The 15384-nt window shown below is 42.1% G+C and carries 11 protein-coding genes; 5 read left to right on the top strand and 6 right to left on the bottom strand.

Annotated elements, in window-relative coordinates:
* The gene (locus AB4298_RS19965; protein WP_371988111.1) at nt 1-2445 is read right to left on the bottom strand and encodes a marine proteobacterial sortase target protein; all 2445 of its coding nucleotides are present in this window, start codon (nt 2443-2445) and stop codon (nt 1-3) included.
* 91 nt (nt 2446-2536) lie between these two features.
* Nucleotides 2537-3286, bottom strand: coding sequence for a sortase-associated OmpA-like protein PdsO (gene pdsO, locus AB4298_RS19960; RefSeq protein ID WP_371988110.1), 750 nt, complete (start codon nt 3284-3286; stop codon nt 2537-2539).
* A 248-nt stretch (nt 3287-3534) separates the two neighbouring features.
* On the opposite strand from pdsO, the gene pdsR reads away from it, so the two are divergent.
* From pdsR to AB4298_RS19935, 5 genes are all read left to right on the top strand, one after another.
* A complete protein-coding gene (gene pdsR, locus AB4298_RS19955; protein WP_371988109.1) occupies nt 3535-4227 on the top strand; it encodes a proteobacterial dedicated sortase system response regulator in 693 nt (230 codons plus the stop codon).
* A 67-nt stretch (nt 4228-4294) separates the two neighbouring features.
* Nucleotides 4295-6478, top strand: coding sequence for a proteobacterial dedicated sortase system histidine kinase (gene pdsS / locus AB4298_RS19950; protein ID WP_371988108.1), 2184 nt, complete (start codon nt 4295-4297; stop codon nt 6476-6478).
* Nucleotides 6479-6677: 199 nt separating this feature from the next.
* Nucleotides 6678-7859, top strand: a complete 1182-nt coding sequence (locus AB4298_RS19945; RefSeq protein WP_371988107.1) for a cystathionine beta-lyase — start codon at nt 6678-6680, stop codon at nt 7857-7859.
* 256 nt (nt 7860-8115) lie between these two features.
* Nucleotides 8116-9126: a sulfotransferase family protein gene (locus AB4298_RS19940; RefSeq protein ID WP_371988106.1), complete on the top strand. Its 1011-nt coding sequence runs from the start codon at nt 8116-8118 to the stop codon at nt 9124-9126.
* Between the two features lie 33 nt (nt 9127-9159).
* On the top strand, nt 9160-10272 hold the full coding sequence (locus tag AB4298_RS19935) for an aspartyl/asparaginyl beta-hydroxylase domain-containing protein (protein ID WP_248997458.1): 1113 nt from the start codon (nt 9160-9162) through the stop codon (nt 10270-10272).
* A 62-nt stretch (nt 10273-10334) separates the two neighbouring features.
* Here the strand turns inward: AB4298_RS19935 and AB4298_RS19930 are convergent, their stop codons facing one another.
* From AB4298_RS19930 to trhO, 4 genes are all read right to left on the bottom strand, one after another.
* Nucleotides 10335-11912 carry a tetratricopeptide repeat-containing sulfotransferase family protein gene (locus AB4298_RS19930; RefSeq protein WP_371988105.1) on the bottom strand — a complete coding sequence of 526 codons (1578 nt, stop codon included), beginning with the start codon at nt 11910-11912 and terminating at the stop codon, nt 10335-10337.
* 137 nt (nt 11913-12049) lie between these two features.
* Entirely contained in the window at nt 12050-12538 is a 489-nt protein-coding gene (locus tag AB4298_RS19925; RefSeq protein WP_371988104.1) for a CreA family protein, read from the bottom strand.
* Between the two features lie 76 nt (nt 12539-12614).
* The gene (gene yegD / locus AB4298_RS19920; protein WP_371988103.1) at nt 12615-13985 is read right to left on the bottom strand and encodes a molecular chaperone; all 1371 of its coding nucleotides are present in this window, start codon (nt 13983-13985) and stop codon (nt 12615-12617) included.
* A gap of 163 nt (nt 13986-14148) precedes the next feature.
* Nucleotides 14149-15126: an oxygen-dependent tRNA uridine(34) hydroxylase TrhO gene (gene trhO, locus AB4298_RS19915; protein WP_248997462.1), complete on the bottom strand. Its 978-nt coding sequence runs from the start codon at nt 15124-15126 to the stop codon at nt 14149-14151.
* Between the last annotated feature and the right edge of the window lie 258 nt (nt 15127-15384).

Genomic DNA, 15384 nt, shown 5'->3' with positions numbered 1-15384 from the left:
TTACATTGATGCATTTTCACTTCGGTAAAAAGACAAGCGATACAAACCCGCTAGTAATATGAGCATGCTGCCAAAAATCAGTAACACATAACTATTGGTCCCCGTTTGCGGCAGTGTTTGCGTTCCCCCCTGCAAATTACTATGCCAGCCGTGGGGTAAATGTTGCTTTACTTGAGCACCTAGTGCCACTTCGCCTTGTGGTTTAACCGGGGTGATGTCTACCGCAACCAAACTTGTATAGGCACTCATGATATGAAAGTTCATTGCAATCGCCGTAATTTGCTTTTCTATCCGTGCTTTATTCGCTCCTTGTTTACTTAACTCCAACGCGGCAATCTGTTTTCTTGCCCAAACCAGATCTAAACCTTTTGCCCCGCCTTTGCTGTCCAGCGGTAAGCGATGCTGCCAAAATTGCCCGGCTAAAAATCCTTGAATAAGCAAATCATCATCCACAAAGCTAGGAATGCGAACCGCAACTAAAATAGGTTCATGGGCATATAGATCGGGGATCCTTACAGGCCAATAATCAGGAATACTGCCATCACTAAACTTAAGCTCGACATCTGTCACTTGTGGCTTTTCAATTTTCTCAAGTAACTTAACCATTTTGTGATTCACTTCATCAAGCTTACCTATGTAGGTATAAGTCCCTCGCCCTAATTCGGCCGCCCGCTGCATAAAATGCGCGTTAGGCGCAGAGCCTATGCCAATGGTGAACAAGCGACTGTCCGCTAATTGCTCTTCGATTTGGGTAAATAACATTGATTCATTTGCCACTGCGCCATCAGTAATAAACAGAACTTGCCTAAGAGTTTGCTCTTTTACAGAATGATGTGAACTGTGACTTAACAGGCTCTGTTGTTCTAACGCGGCATCAAGCGCTAAGGCTATTTCTGTGCCACCATTGGCTTGTAAAGCATTAATATAGCTTTGAGCAGCGCCAATGTTGGCAGCTGTGGCAGGCATGGCTTTCTCAGACCATTTAGACACTCCAGAGTTAAATTGCAAAATATTAAAACTGTCTTGGGCTTTTAAGCCCGCCAGCGCATGCTTTAGTGCAGATTTTGCCTGAATAATGGCATCACCTGACATAGAACCTGATGTATCAATCACCAAAATTAACTCTCTAGGGGTCGATAAGTATGTTTTATCACCTGCTTGTGGCGGCATTAACATCACTAATGCGTACTTATCTTGTTCCTGTTGTTGCGGCTGATTTTTTGCCTTTGGCTCTGCTTCGCTACTAACCCCTTCCCCACTAATTAACTTACCGCTAACGAATGGTGCTTTTGCAGGAGTATCGGTTTGAGGCACTTGGTGAGTTTTACCTTGCTGAGTAAATACAGCTGCAGTAGGTTCGCTGGCTTGCAAGGGCTGCCAGGTGAGCACAAAGTCACGGTTAGCTTTAACATCGTGCAACAATGTCACCTTAGCGGCGGCATCTTCCACCATATTAATGCTTACGCTATGATAAGGGCTGACGATGTTCTCAACCGCCATTGCCGCATCAAACAAAACCTCAATAGCAACAGTATTTTCGCTATCTGTGTTCTCGGTATAAGTATTTTCGCTATCTGCATTTTCAGTATCACGACTTCTGGTGACTTCCCCAATTGCCGCAACCTGTTGATGTAAGCTCCGATCAGACAAACTGTCAGTATTTGCCTGCCCCGCAACATATTGCTGATACTCCTCAGGCCGGATCTGCTTCATGATTTGTTGGCTCAGCGCCTGTGCTTCATTAAGCTTAGCGTGATCTTGGCTATTAAGCTCCGTTTGCTCAGGCGTATACCTTGGGGCTATAACCATAGGAAAACGCAAACTAAACTCGCCATCTCTATAATCAAGGGTTTCTTGATAGCTAAGCTCAACAATAAATTTTTCATTCGGTCCAAGGTTTGCCACCTCAGCTTTAAAAATATTTGCCCGTTTTTGCTCAAGTAAGCTGGCCTTCTTGCCTTGAGCTTTAGCTTGTTCAAACATGGCTTTGGCTTTTTTCTTTGGTTGGATCTGCCCTTCTATCACTCTATCGCCGATATAAAGCTTAAGCGTGTCAACCGCCGCTTCATTCGGTAATGGAAAAATATATTGACCATTAACCCATTGAGCCGAAGGATTGCTAAATTCATGACGCACAGCCACACGGTTTGTCCAACCAGAAACATGCATGCTCACTTTAGTCTGCAGTGGTAATGCCAGGCTCAATTCACCTTGCGCATTCTCAAACACTAAGCTGCCTTGTTTAATTTGATCTAAGCTAAACGGCTTGGCTATTACACCATTCACAGCTGTAGTTGTGTCTTCTATAGCCTCTGGTGTTGTTGCCAACGCCGACACATTTGCTGCGAACAATAAACACAACATCGATAATGTTATCGGCGCTCTTTTTAACATGGTGTTGGAGGCTAAAGGCTCTTTTGCCTTAAGTGTAAACAACCCAGTCATCTTTACTCCCTAATCCTTGTCAGCTATCTGCTGCGCACTGAGCCAACTCTGCTCTCAATGAATCAACTCAGTGTTTAGCAATCCTTTGCGGTTACTTGGCAGAAAATGCCGCTAACGAGCCATCTTGATTTTGTAGCTTTAGGGTCACTCGGCGATCAAAGAAATCATTCTCAAAGCTTTGCTCCGCCATTAATGGCAATGAATCACCGAATGCTTGATTATGTAAGCGCTGCTCAGTAACACCCTGTTCAATCAAATAGCTTTTCACTTCAGCAACGCGTTGCTCTGACAAAGCTTGGTTGTAATCGCCATCTCCTCGACGGTCGGCGTAGCCGGTTAAGTCCAGCGTTAACTCTGGCGATAATGACATTGCATAAGCAATATCATTTAGCTGACTCTGAAAATGTGGCTCAATAGTTGAAGAGCCGGTTTTAAACTGGATATTTAACCCTAATGCCAATTCCGTTAACTTCTGCTCTTGGGCCATTTTTAAATTAGTTAATTGTTGCTGCGCTTGCTCATACTGATCTGATAGCTCAACCAGCGACTCATTCTGCTGATTAAGAGCAATCAGCTGCTGCTCTTTTTCATCTAACATAGCTTGCTGACTTTTTAAGGCATCGTCATCTCCAACAGACTTCCCCACTAAGGTACCGGTGAAAGCGCCGATAATGGCACCAACAGGTCCCCCGACTACCGCGCCAAGTACAATGCCAGATGTAAGACCAATCAGTTCTTCGTTATTACTGCTACTTTCAACTTCAACACTTTGCTCAGCTGTAGCTTGGGTTGAAAATACTAATGCGCCAATAATGAGAGTAGAGATAAGTTGCTTTTTCATGGTGTTCCCCTTGAGATATTGATTTAATTGCGAATGGTCATAACCGGTCGCTAAATTAAGTTTGTTAAGTGCTGTTGTTTCGATGACTGTATTTAAACTGATTGAAATGGCTTTTAAGGGGAGCAAAAAAGGCGATTTCAGGGTCAATTGTGGCAACAAAATGGCAATCACGGTTCACGACTTCAAACCCAAGTATTTTGCTGTATAGTCACAACCCATTAGACAGATAAGGTGCAAGTAAAGACATCATGAAACGAATTGCTATAGTCGAAGATGAAGCGGCGATTAGAGAGAACTACAAAGAGGTATTGCAGCAACAGGGCTACTGTGTGCAAGCTTATGCTAACCGTCCGCAGGCCATGCAAGCATTTAATACCCGCTTACCCGATTTGGCGATTATTGACATTGGCTTAGAAAATGAGATTGATGGTGGCTTTACCCTTTGTCAGTCACTCAGAGCCATGTCGAGTACTTTACCAATTATCTTCTTAACAGCTCGCGATAGTGACTTTGACACAGTATGTGGTCTGCGCCTTGGCGCCGATGACTACCTAAGTAAAGATGTTAGCTTCCCTCACCTTATTGCACGTCTAGCAGCTTTATTTAGACGCTCAGATTTAAAAAATGTCAGCAGTGATGAGAGCCATATTGTTGAACATGGTTTATTAACGATTGACGTAAATCGTATGCAAGTGTTTTGGAATGGCGTACAAATTGAACTCACTGTGACTGAATTTTGGATGGTTCACGCGTTAGCTAAACGCCCGGGTCATGTGCGCCAACGCCAAGAGTTGATGCAAGAAGCTAAGATTTTTGTTGACGACTCTACCATTACCTCCCATGTAAAGCGTATACGTAAAAAGTTTATCGCACAGGATCCACAGTTCGATTGTATCGATACCGTGTATGGAATGGGTTATCGCTGGGATTCCCACAGTTAATTATTAAGTTTCGAGCTCAAATAATCAGTTCGCTGAGTAATATCATCATTTAGGTATTGGTTACACCATGTTTAATTTTCCCATAGGTCTGCGCACTAAAGTCGCAGTGTTATCGCTTTTCTTACTCTGCCTACCTTGGCTTGGGTACCAGTACGTATGGGAAATGGAAAAATACCTGCGCCACGGCCAAGAAAAAACATTGGAAGGCACCACCCAAGCCTTGGCAACAGCCCTACATGAGCGACCAAAGCTGTTTGATAGCCAAGCCAGCTTTTTAACACAGGTAGAAAAAGGCCGTGACTTGTATGCCTATCCGCTATCAGGCCCGATTCAACTCGATGGCAAGCTCAACGATTGGAACAGTTATCGCCACCGCACACTTAACTATGGCGTCGATAACCAAATCTATAAACGCGATGAGTCCCAGCCTCTACAGATGAGCTTCACTCATATGGTGGGCAAATACGCTGGCTACCTATATGCATTCTTTGAAGTCACAGATCCTAACGTTATCTATCGTGGTAAAAACAGCCTAAGCATAGATAGAAACGATCATATTGCCATTGCCACCCTCGCGCCCGATGGCCAGTTTCGTCGCTATATTGTGGCGACAACTCAAGATGGTTGGATAAGTGCGTTTGAGTTACCCGAAGATCCGGGGCTATCAAAACCGGTTACCCCTGAAGTTAAAATCCAAGGTAAGTGGACTAGAAGCAAACAAGGTTATAATGTTGAGCTACGTATCCCGCTTAATATGGTCGGTAGCAAGCTTGGCTTTGCTGTTTACGATGTAAACGATAGCAAAACTCGCGCTCTTGATGCCGTTGTCGGTACCTCTGCCATCGATGATGTCAGTAAGCTCGGTACTGTATTGGTACCATCACCAGAGATAGAAAGCATTATTAAAGGCATGAGCCATAATAGCTCACGTATTTGGGTCGTTGATAAACACGGCCGCGTATTGGCAAAGTCTGGCGATATTCGCTCAGATAACAGCGTATGGTCACGTTCATCGATTGATAAAGAAGATAATTCCGGCTGGGGTAAGTTTAAGCAAGAATACTTACGCCCACTGTACTACAAAATACTGACCATCCCCGCCAAAGACTTTATTGATTCCTTACAAGACTCTACGGTGCTTCAAGGCAGTCATATCACCAAAGCGCTCAATGGTCAGCAAGGCTCAACTTGGCGCCTCACTCCCGATAGCAAAGCCGTGGTACTTGCCGCTGCAAGCCCTATTTGGATTGACGACAAAGTGATGGGCGTGGTGATTGCAGAAGAAACCACCCATGGTATTCGCACGCTCAGAAACAAAGCTTTAGAAAAGTTGTTCAACGTGATCTTAACCATCATGAGTATGGGCACCTTAGCGCTATTTTTCTTCGCCTCGAATATTTCAAGCCGTATACGTAAACTGCGCGATGAAGCTGAGCAAGCAATTGATAGCCAAGGGCGGATTAAAAATGAAATCCAGGGCTCTAAAGTACGCGATGAAATTGGCGACCTCTCAAGAAGTTTTGCCAGTATTGTTAGCCGCTTAAGTCAGTACACTCATTATTTAGAAAATATGTCTTCACGCTTGTCTCATGAGTTAAGAACCCCTGTAGCCGTGGTGCGATCATCGCTTGAGCACTTAGGACTGCAAGAGTTAAACCCTGATAGCCGTAAATATGTTGATCGGGCACAAGAAGGGGTTAATCGCCTCAATATGATCTTAAATAATATGAGCGAAGCAACCCGTTTAGAAGAGAGCCTCTCTCATGCAGAGCAAACTGTATTTCCTTTAGAGAAAGTCATCAGTGGTTGCATGCAAGGCTATCAAATGACCTACCCGGAGCAAACTTTTACACTCGATATCACACAAGAGAATATCCCTGTAAAAGGAGTGCCCGAGTACATTGCGCAGCTGATGGACAAACTCATCGCCAATGCACTTGAGTTTAGCCATAACAATACACCGATTGAGGTGTCGCTCAACCTAAAAGGCAAGTCTGCCGAGCTCAGTGTGTGTAACCAAGGACCAGCTTTACCCGAAAATATGGCAGAGCAGATCTTCGAGTCTATGGTGTCGGTTAGAGCGCAAAAAGCCCAAGATAAACCTCACCTTGGCTTAGGGCTTTATATTGCGAGATTAATTTGCCAATTTCACCATGGAAAAATCATCGCGCGTAATACCCAAGATAAACAAGCTGAGATCAATGGGGTGAAAATCACGATTAGTCTGCCTATTACCAAAACGTCGGCTTAAGCGTTTTAGCATTTTTGGATTACAGCCATAATGAAAAGAGCGACTGACGATAACACCCAAATCCAGTGTCAGTGGATCAGGTTATCATCGGTAACCAAAGTGGCTAATGCTGGCATTTGAGAAGCTGAACATATTGACACTTCCATTTAGCCGTTTAGATGTTAAGATGGCTAAAAATAAAACTGATGGAATTCACCCTATGAAAAAAGAAACACAAATAGTCAGTCTAGGCCGTGATAAAAAATGGACTCAAGGGGTGATTAACCCGCCAGTTTACCGCGCATCAACCATGGTGTTTGATACCATTGAAGACATGCGTTTTGCAGCTAAAAATAAAGCTAACGGCGAAATGTTTTATGGGCGACGTGGTGGCCCAACTCACTTTGCGTTCCAAGCTGCAATTGCAGAACTCGAAGGCGGCGTGGGTACTGCATTATATCCATCAGGCAGTGCAGCCATCAGCAACAGCTTATTATCGTTTTTAAAGGCTGGCGATCATCTGTTAATGGTTGATAGTGCCTATGAACCGACCCGCGATCTTTGTAATAAGCTACTGGCAGGCTATGGCATTGAAACCACTTATTACGACCCAATGATTGGCGCAGGTATTGAAGCACTTATTCAGCCTAATACCAAAGTGCTATTTCTTGAATCTCCAGGTTCTATCACCATGGAAATTCAAGATGTACCGACACTCAGCCGCATAGCCCACCAGCACGATATCGTTGTGATGCTCGACAATACCTGGGCCTCCCCCATTAATTCCCGCCCTTTTGAAATGGGCGTCGATATCTCGATTCAAGCCGCGACTAAATACATTGTCGGTCACTCCGATGTGATGATGGGAACAGCAACCGCAAATGCACAGCATTGGGAACAACTGCGTGAAAATAGCTACTTGCTAGGCCAATGTACTTCTCCCGATGACGTATATCTTGCAAGTCGTGGACTGAGAACGTTAGGTATTCGCTTAGCCCAGCATGAGCAAAATGCCCTTAAAGTCGCTAATTGGTTGGCGACTCGCCCAGAGGTCGATCACCTGCGACACCCAGCATTTGAATCATGCCCTGGTCATGAGTTCTTTAAACGTGACTTTAGTGCCTCAAACGGTTTATTTTCATTTGTATTAAAACAAGGTGACGTGCGCTCTATCACCGCCTTTGTTGAAAATATGCAGCACTTTAAAATGGGCTTTTCATGGGGTGGATTTGAAAGTTTAATTCTTGGCGTATTTGGCATTGATAAGCTACGTACTGCAACTCAGTGGGACAGCAGTAAACCATTAATTCGTTTACATATTGGTCTTGAAAATGTCGATGACTTAATTGCCGATTTAGACGCTGCCTTTGAGCGTTATAATCAAGTACTCAATAATCGATAAAGCCAATAATAGAGACTAAATAAGCCAGCTTAATGCTGGCTTTTTATTAACCTTACAAACCGCCTTAATCACTAGAAAATGAATGACTCCTTCCCCCTACATTTATAATAAAAATATAAAGATAAATGTAACTTCACTTCTATCGACTCTTGATATTTATCGCGCATTGCTTAAAGTATTAGCAACAAGTCGTAACGTATTCACAACCTTCTAAGGTCGCGTTCGATACAGAAACTCATAATAATGGTGTAATACCTTGAAAAATAATTGTTTCGATCGCCCAATAATCATTCTGTCAGCGCCACGATCCGGCAGTACACTTTTATATGAAGTCTTATCTAAAAATAGTCATTTACTTTCCATTGGAGGCGAGAGCCATGCAATCATAGAAAGTATTCCGGGACTAAACATCGCCTCAAAAAACTTTGAATCGAATGCATTAACGGCCGATGATGCCACGCCAATAATAACAGAAATGCTTTACAGCGGTTTTAAGAAGAACCTTCAATCGTCAACAGGAAGTAAAATATCCCCTGTAGATAAAGTCAGGTTTCTTGAGAAAACTCCCAAGAACAGCCTACGCATTGACTTTATAAACCAACTTTTCCCAGATGCACTGTTCGTTTATCTTGTTAGGGATCCGAAAGAAAATATAAGCAGTATTATGGAGGCTTGGCGTTCTAACCGTTTTAGAACTTACCCAGGGCTCCCCGGTTGGAATGGCGATTGGTCGCTATTATTGCCAAAGAACTGGAAACAGCTTCTTGGGCAACCACTGCAAAATATTGCGGCATTTCAATGGTGTGAAGCTAATGAATCCATTATTAGCTCACTACAAAAACTTCCCAAAGAACGATGGAAAATAGTCCACTATGAAAACTTAATCAACGATACCACCACAACATTAAAGTCCATCTGCAACTTCGCTCAGATCCCTTTTGATCAGCAACTACAACAAGCCTGCAGCCAGCCATTACCCCACTCTCAATTTACGTTATCAGCACCCAAAAAAAATAAGTGGCTAAGTAATTACCAAGAAGTTCATTCTGTTTGGCCCAGCGTAATGCCTACTCTGCAACGTATTAACTCGCTGCTTAGCCAAGACAAGCAACTCTTGCTCGCAGAAGAATGGCAGCAGCTACAAGCTCAAAGCAGTATTCAAAAATCAGCTAACACAGTGATAAATCATAACAAGGTACCAAGAAATGCAGACTGCCCTTGCGGATCAAAAAAGCGTTTTAAGCATTGTCATGGTCAACTAAGTTAGACCTACATACGCCATAATAAAGAGAAAATAACAATGAAATTGGCTCAAGAGTTTTACAAACTTCCACTGACATTTGATATTGAACGCTTAAAGCAAGAAGTATCAAAGTTTACCGAGCAAGAATGGGTTGCCCATCATGAAAGCTTCAAAGGCAACTCAGCAATCCCTTTGGTGTCAGTAAATGGTGAATTTAATAACGACTTTAAAGGACAGATGCTGCCTACATCGGCTTTGGAAAAATGTGCTTATATACAGCAAGTGATAGCCTCTTTTGACGAAGTGATTGGTCGTTCTCGCTTAATGCGATTAGGCCCTGGAGCTGAGGTGCCACTACATTCAGATATAAATTACCACTGGTATAAACGTGTTAGGATCCACATTCCTATTATTACAGAGCCAAACGTAGAGTTTCATTGTGCTGACAAACAAGTACATATGGCGGCTGGTGAGTGTTGGATATTTGATTCTTGGAAATATCATAGAGTTGCTAATTTAAGCGACTGTCACAGAGTCCATTTAGTGATCGATATTGCTGGTTCAAGCCGCTTTTGGGAGATGGTGAACCAACGTGCTGCCATTTTTGAAAACCAATTCAACCATTTAAATAATGTCAAACACTTACCCTACTCTTCAGATAATCCAAGTCGATTCATAACCGAAAAGAGCAACTTTCCGATCATTATGCCACCTGCCGAAATAGAACTCTTGGCTCAAGATCTGTTTACAGAGATTACTTCTTTTGTTAGTAACAATAAGCAAGAGGTCGATGCTTTTACTCAACGAGTCACTAACTTCTACCTTGATTGGCGAGAAGTATGGTCACAATACGAATGCGATAAACAAGGTTGGCCCAAATATCATCAGTTACGACAAGAGTTATTACAGAGTATTGCATCCTTAAACGATAAGGTAAAAGTTGATGAGAGTACTTCCGCTGCTACGATTTTACTGCATTTAATCGTAGGGCCAGCAATGAGTACTGAACTCGCTTCTCCTTCGAATACCGGCAAAACAGCGGCAGCTTCGAATATTCAGCAAGCAACCTCTACATCATCTAAACAATCAACAGCTAGTTTAAGTCGCAATAGCGATTGTCATTGTGGTTCGGGGAAAAAATATAAACACTGTCATGGTCAATTAAGCTAAATTGACATAAAAAAGGCCAACACCCGATTAACGTGTTGGCCTTATATTTACATTCATATTGGTTATCTAAAGTAATATTGCTTAACCTTAGCCGCAATACCTTCAAACACATGGTAATCTTTTCCCATCGCTTGTCGGTATTTATCACGCATACCAATAGCTTTAACATTCATTGGTCGTCTTACTTGTGCCGCACTTGGTGTTAATACTGTTCTTTTAGATTGATGAAAATCAATACATTCTTGCATGAAATCTAACGAACAATAGTCCAAAATCCGGCGAATTTGTGTTTCAGGGTCATTAACCAAAGTTTCAAAGCTGACATGGCATAATTGCTCACCGTACAACCTATCCCAATGTTGCATGATATCGTGATAAGCATTCCAATAGATCTCAATACCTTCAGTGCTATAAGAGTAATCATGACCCCGACTAAAGTGCTGTTTGAAGACACTAATCGCATTATCTGTTGTATGCCTAATGACATTAATTATCTTTGCTTCGGGAAACAGTGTCTTAATTAAGCCTATATGCAGAAAGTTGTTTGGGTTTTTATCAATAAAATACGCAGCTTTCTCATCAAGATATGGCTCAACCTCTTTTAAATAGCTTTGCCGCATCTGGCTTACCATTTCAGTGCTTAAAGCTTGAAGGTTTTTTACATACCCCCCAGACATTTCCAGTTGTAATGCAATACGCTCTATATAGGGTAACTCGTCGGTGGCTTGTACTTTGCTATGGCTTGCTAATATCTGCTCTACCAGAGTTGTGCCTGAGCGCGGCATACCAACTATAAAGATAGGGATCTGCGATTTATTGGATTGTGCTACATCTATCGAATTATTAGCCTGATATGTCTTAAGACTTTTGATGATATGCAAAAAGCTTTCTTTCTTAAAAGGCCTTGCAGGGCTTAATAGCTGGTTCGCTTGAGTCATTGACTGGTAGGCTTTGTTAAACTCTTGCTGTTGTTCCCAGAATCGGCCTAAGGCAAACAACATCAATGATCGGCTGGCTAAAGAAATATTACTTGCTGCTAAATATGTCTCAATATTGTTTCGGTCTTGCTCTGTCATTTGATAACTTTTTAAATCAGCAAGACTCCAATACCCGGTAGACTGATGCTCAGGGGCTTGCAAAATATATTGATGATATAGCTGTACCGCTTTATCCGTATCACCTTTAGCTTTATAAACATGCGCTAGGTTCAGCAAGCATGCTTTATCAACAAACTCCTGATCTACACACTCTCTCAACGACTGCTCAGCAATCGAAACATTACCATTTTGCAGTGCAGTCATACCAAGCTTAAAGCGAATACCGAGATCACTTGGAAGTAAACTCGACAAAGTTTGATAATAATCAAATGCTTCAAAAAAGCGCTCTTTACTCTCTGCTAGCGAAGCTAATCCTTGTAAGGACTCTTGGCAATTTGGAGATAAAGCTAAAGATTTAGAATAAAATTTGTATGCTTCACCCACGTCATTTTGCCTCATAGACAATTTGGCCAATAAAAGTAAGGCATCCAAATTATCAGGATTTTTACGAATAACCTTTCTGGCATAAATTCCTGAAGAAGAAAACTGTTGCGAAGCAAAAAAGCTTATTGCCTCTTTTAGGTACTGCTCTTCTCTAGACAAGTGTTACTTCCTATTATAATTATTTGTGGATTCGATGAAGGGCTTGCATGTAACTTAAATGTTATTTTATGTGTTAACCGATTGCAATCGCTAAAATATATACAAAAAAAGACCACTTTTAAAAGTGGTCTTTTTAGTTAATTTCTATTCAAGGGCTCTATCCAAGCCTCTGTGCCGTAAAGCGGCACGGTTGACAGCGCATGCTTATGGCTACCATTAGTCTCTTTAGTTGAATATGACAGATAGAGTAATGTTTGATTTTCTTTATCATAAATGCGGCGCACTTTAAGCGACTTAAATAAAATGCTTAGTGACTCTTTAAATACCACCTCACCATTTTTACTCTTATCAATATTAGCAATTTCTGCTGCGGTTATTGGCCCGGTTTGACGACAAGAAATGCTCATATCAGATGGGTCTGCAAGACTTAAATCCGCTTCAATTCGGCTAATATGACAGGTCACTCCTGGTATTTTAGGGTCATGGCGTGCATCAATAATCACATCTTTTGTAGTAAATAAGCCTAAACTCACTTTACCCACATCATCGCCACACCCACTTAAACTTAATACTAAAGCCACAGCTAAACTAGCAGTGCAAACCAGCTTTTTTGTCAAACCTGTCATTTCAATTTCCTTAAGAAAAGCGATTCAATATTAAATCGTTTTACATTTATCCACGTCATTATGCCAATAATACGGCTTAAGCAAATACCCTTTGCGCCCAGCGTGTCAATCCAGCAGTAACACTACCAAAGTGATCACCGACCACAATTGGGATCTCAGGGAAAAGTCCAGAAATTCGCTTATAGATAGCAGGGCTGCGCGCTGTACCACCTGTCACATAAATCCTGTCAGGCATCACACCCGATTGTTCTAGTGCTTCACGCATCAAAGCTTCAACCTTTGAAAGAGGCATGGTGATTGCCGCTTCAAAATCGCTGTCACTTACCTTAGCATGTAATCCATTGTGGATATAATCCAGCGGAGTATCAACGCTATTAGCATCAGATAAGGCGATTTTACTTTGCTCAGCACTGCGTACAATTTTGTAACCGAGCTGCTCTTTTTGAACTTTTAGTAGACGCTGAATAAGCTCCGGATGCTGGGCATCTTTAATCAAATCTTCAATCAGCTTTTTAGAGCCGAGAGCACTGAAATCTCGCTGTGCGCTAATATCATTAACCGCAACTGCATTCCAAAAAGGCTTACTCGGCACAGGTAATTTATTAACCATCAAGCTACCAAGGCCAAGGTGTGGCATAAATGACGCCATCGACAACGCAATATCTAAATCGTTACCGCCAATGCGTTGACCACTATGACCGAGAAAATCAGCACTGCGGTCACGATTATCAATATGATTAGGTCCCATCTTCACCATCGAGCAATCGGTAGTACCACCACCCACGTCAACCACCAATACCGTCACGTTTTCATCAAGTGACGCTTCGTAATCCATTCCGGCAGCTAATGGCTCGAAAAGAAAATCAACTTCGGTGAATCCTGCTCGCTTGGCCGCTAAAGAAAGTATCGCTTCTGCTTGTAGGTTACTTTGCTCGCCGCCAATACCCTGAAAGTTCACCGGACGGCCAATCACCGCATGAGTAATTGTATTGTTACCTTGTTTAAGTTGGCTTTCAGCTTGCGTCTTAATATGCATCATCATCAAGGTGACAATGTCTTCAAACAAAGCAATCTGGCTTTCACGAAGACCTGTAGCCCCTAAGAATGATTTAGGAGAACGTACATAAAAGCCTTCATCTGGCATTTCGAGATACGCTTCAATAGCCTGTTCCCCCACAAACACGGCTTGTTCATGAGGTAATAAATCTAGATCGCGTCTAGCCGCTGCAGCGCGACTCAATTGCGCCGAGCGCAAACGTGTGTATTCTGCCTGTTCAGCTTGAGACAGCTGTTTTAATACTGCTTCAGCAATGAGCTCCCTATCCATCGCATAAAGAGTCGAACTCATATATTTTGAGTCGCCAGATAAGGGCATTAACCTTACGTCATCGCCTTCAATCACACCGATAGCGCAATTAGCACTACCGTAGTCAAAACCTACAAACATTCCCTTATCCTTTAAAGCGTAAAAAAGCCGTGCAAAATAGCACAGTCAGACCAGAGTAAAAAGCGCATTTTAAAAATAAAAAAAGCAGCCATTGGCTGCCTTTAAATATGTGCAAACGATTACTGTCTATATCGCGTTATGATGCTAATTACATTCGCTATGTTTACTTAGCATTTTGCGCTTTTTTAAGCTGCTCTTTCTGATTCCTACGCACTTTAATGACTTTGCTAACATCACTACCAATATGCGCTTCTCCGCGCTGCTTAGACAGCTGCATTTGACGCTCTCTTTCAATAAAACGCTGACGTTGCTTTTCAGTGGTTTTATCGATGCAATGAACACAACTGACACCTTGTACAAAGCTGTCTAATGCCATTTCTTCTGCAGTTACAGGCATACGGCACGCATTACATTGATCATATAGACCTTTCTCTAAGTCATGATTAACCGCAACACGATTATCAAAAACAAAGCATTCCCCCTGCCATAGACTCTCTTCTTGCTCAACTTCTTCAAGGTACTTTAAAATCCCGCCTTCTAAATGATAAACCTCATCAAAACCTTGCTCCTTTAGATAAGCGGTTGATTTTTCACAACGGATACCGCCGGTACAAAACATTGCCACTTTTTTGTGTTTAGCAGGGTCAAGGTTTTGCTTGACGTATTCTGGAAACTCTCTGAAGGTTTCAGTTTTCGGATCGATGGCGTTTTTAAAGGTACCGATCTGCACTTCATAATCGTTCCGAGTATCAACCAACATTACATCTGGATCTGAAATCAATCGATTCCAATCTTTGGGCTTAACGTAAGTACCAACAACTTTATTGGGGTCAACACCTTCAATCCCCATCGTTACAATTTCTTTCTTCAACTTCACTTTAGTCCGGTAAAACGGCATAGCATCATCAAAAGAAAGCTTATGAACAATATTATTTAGCCCCGGCTGCTTAGCTAACCAAGAGAGAAGATTATCAATTGCAGCTTGTGAACCTGCAACAGTACCGTTAATTCCTTCTTGAGCTAACAATAAGGTGCCTTTCACTTCTGAATCTTGCATCACTTTTAGCAGCGGTGCTTGCAGAGTTTCAAAGTTAGGCAAGCTAACAAATTTGTACATGGCGCATACTACAATTTTTGACATGTCTATCCCTTTTTCGGCTTTCTGAAGCTTAATCTCCAGTGCTATTAACTTTGGCCGCAAACGTGAGCGACCACGCAAATTCGCGGCGAATTCTACCTGAGTCACACAGAAACAAACAGGTACAAAAAGTAAGGTTAATTAATCTAGCTGAGAAATCACTGCGGCTAGATTACAGCTAAGGATCACTCAATTAACGACAGATTTGATATGTAAAAATAGATTATTGATTGTTTTTTGACGTTTAACAGTTAAGAATAT

Origin of the sequence: Shewanella sp. 10N.261.52.F9 (genome assembly GCF_041471165.1) — a bacterium.
Taxonomy (GTDB): domain Bacteria; phylum Pseudomonadota; class Gammaproteobacteria; order Enterobacterales; family Shewanellaceae; genus Shewanella; species Shewanella marinintestina.
Note: the sequence above shows the minus strand (reverse complement) of the source record. Positions and strands in the feature narration are given on the sequence as shown.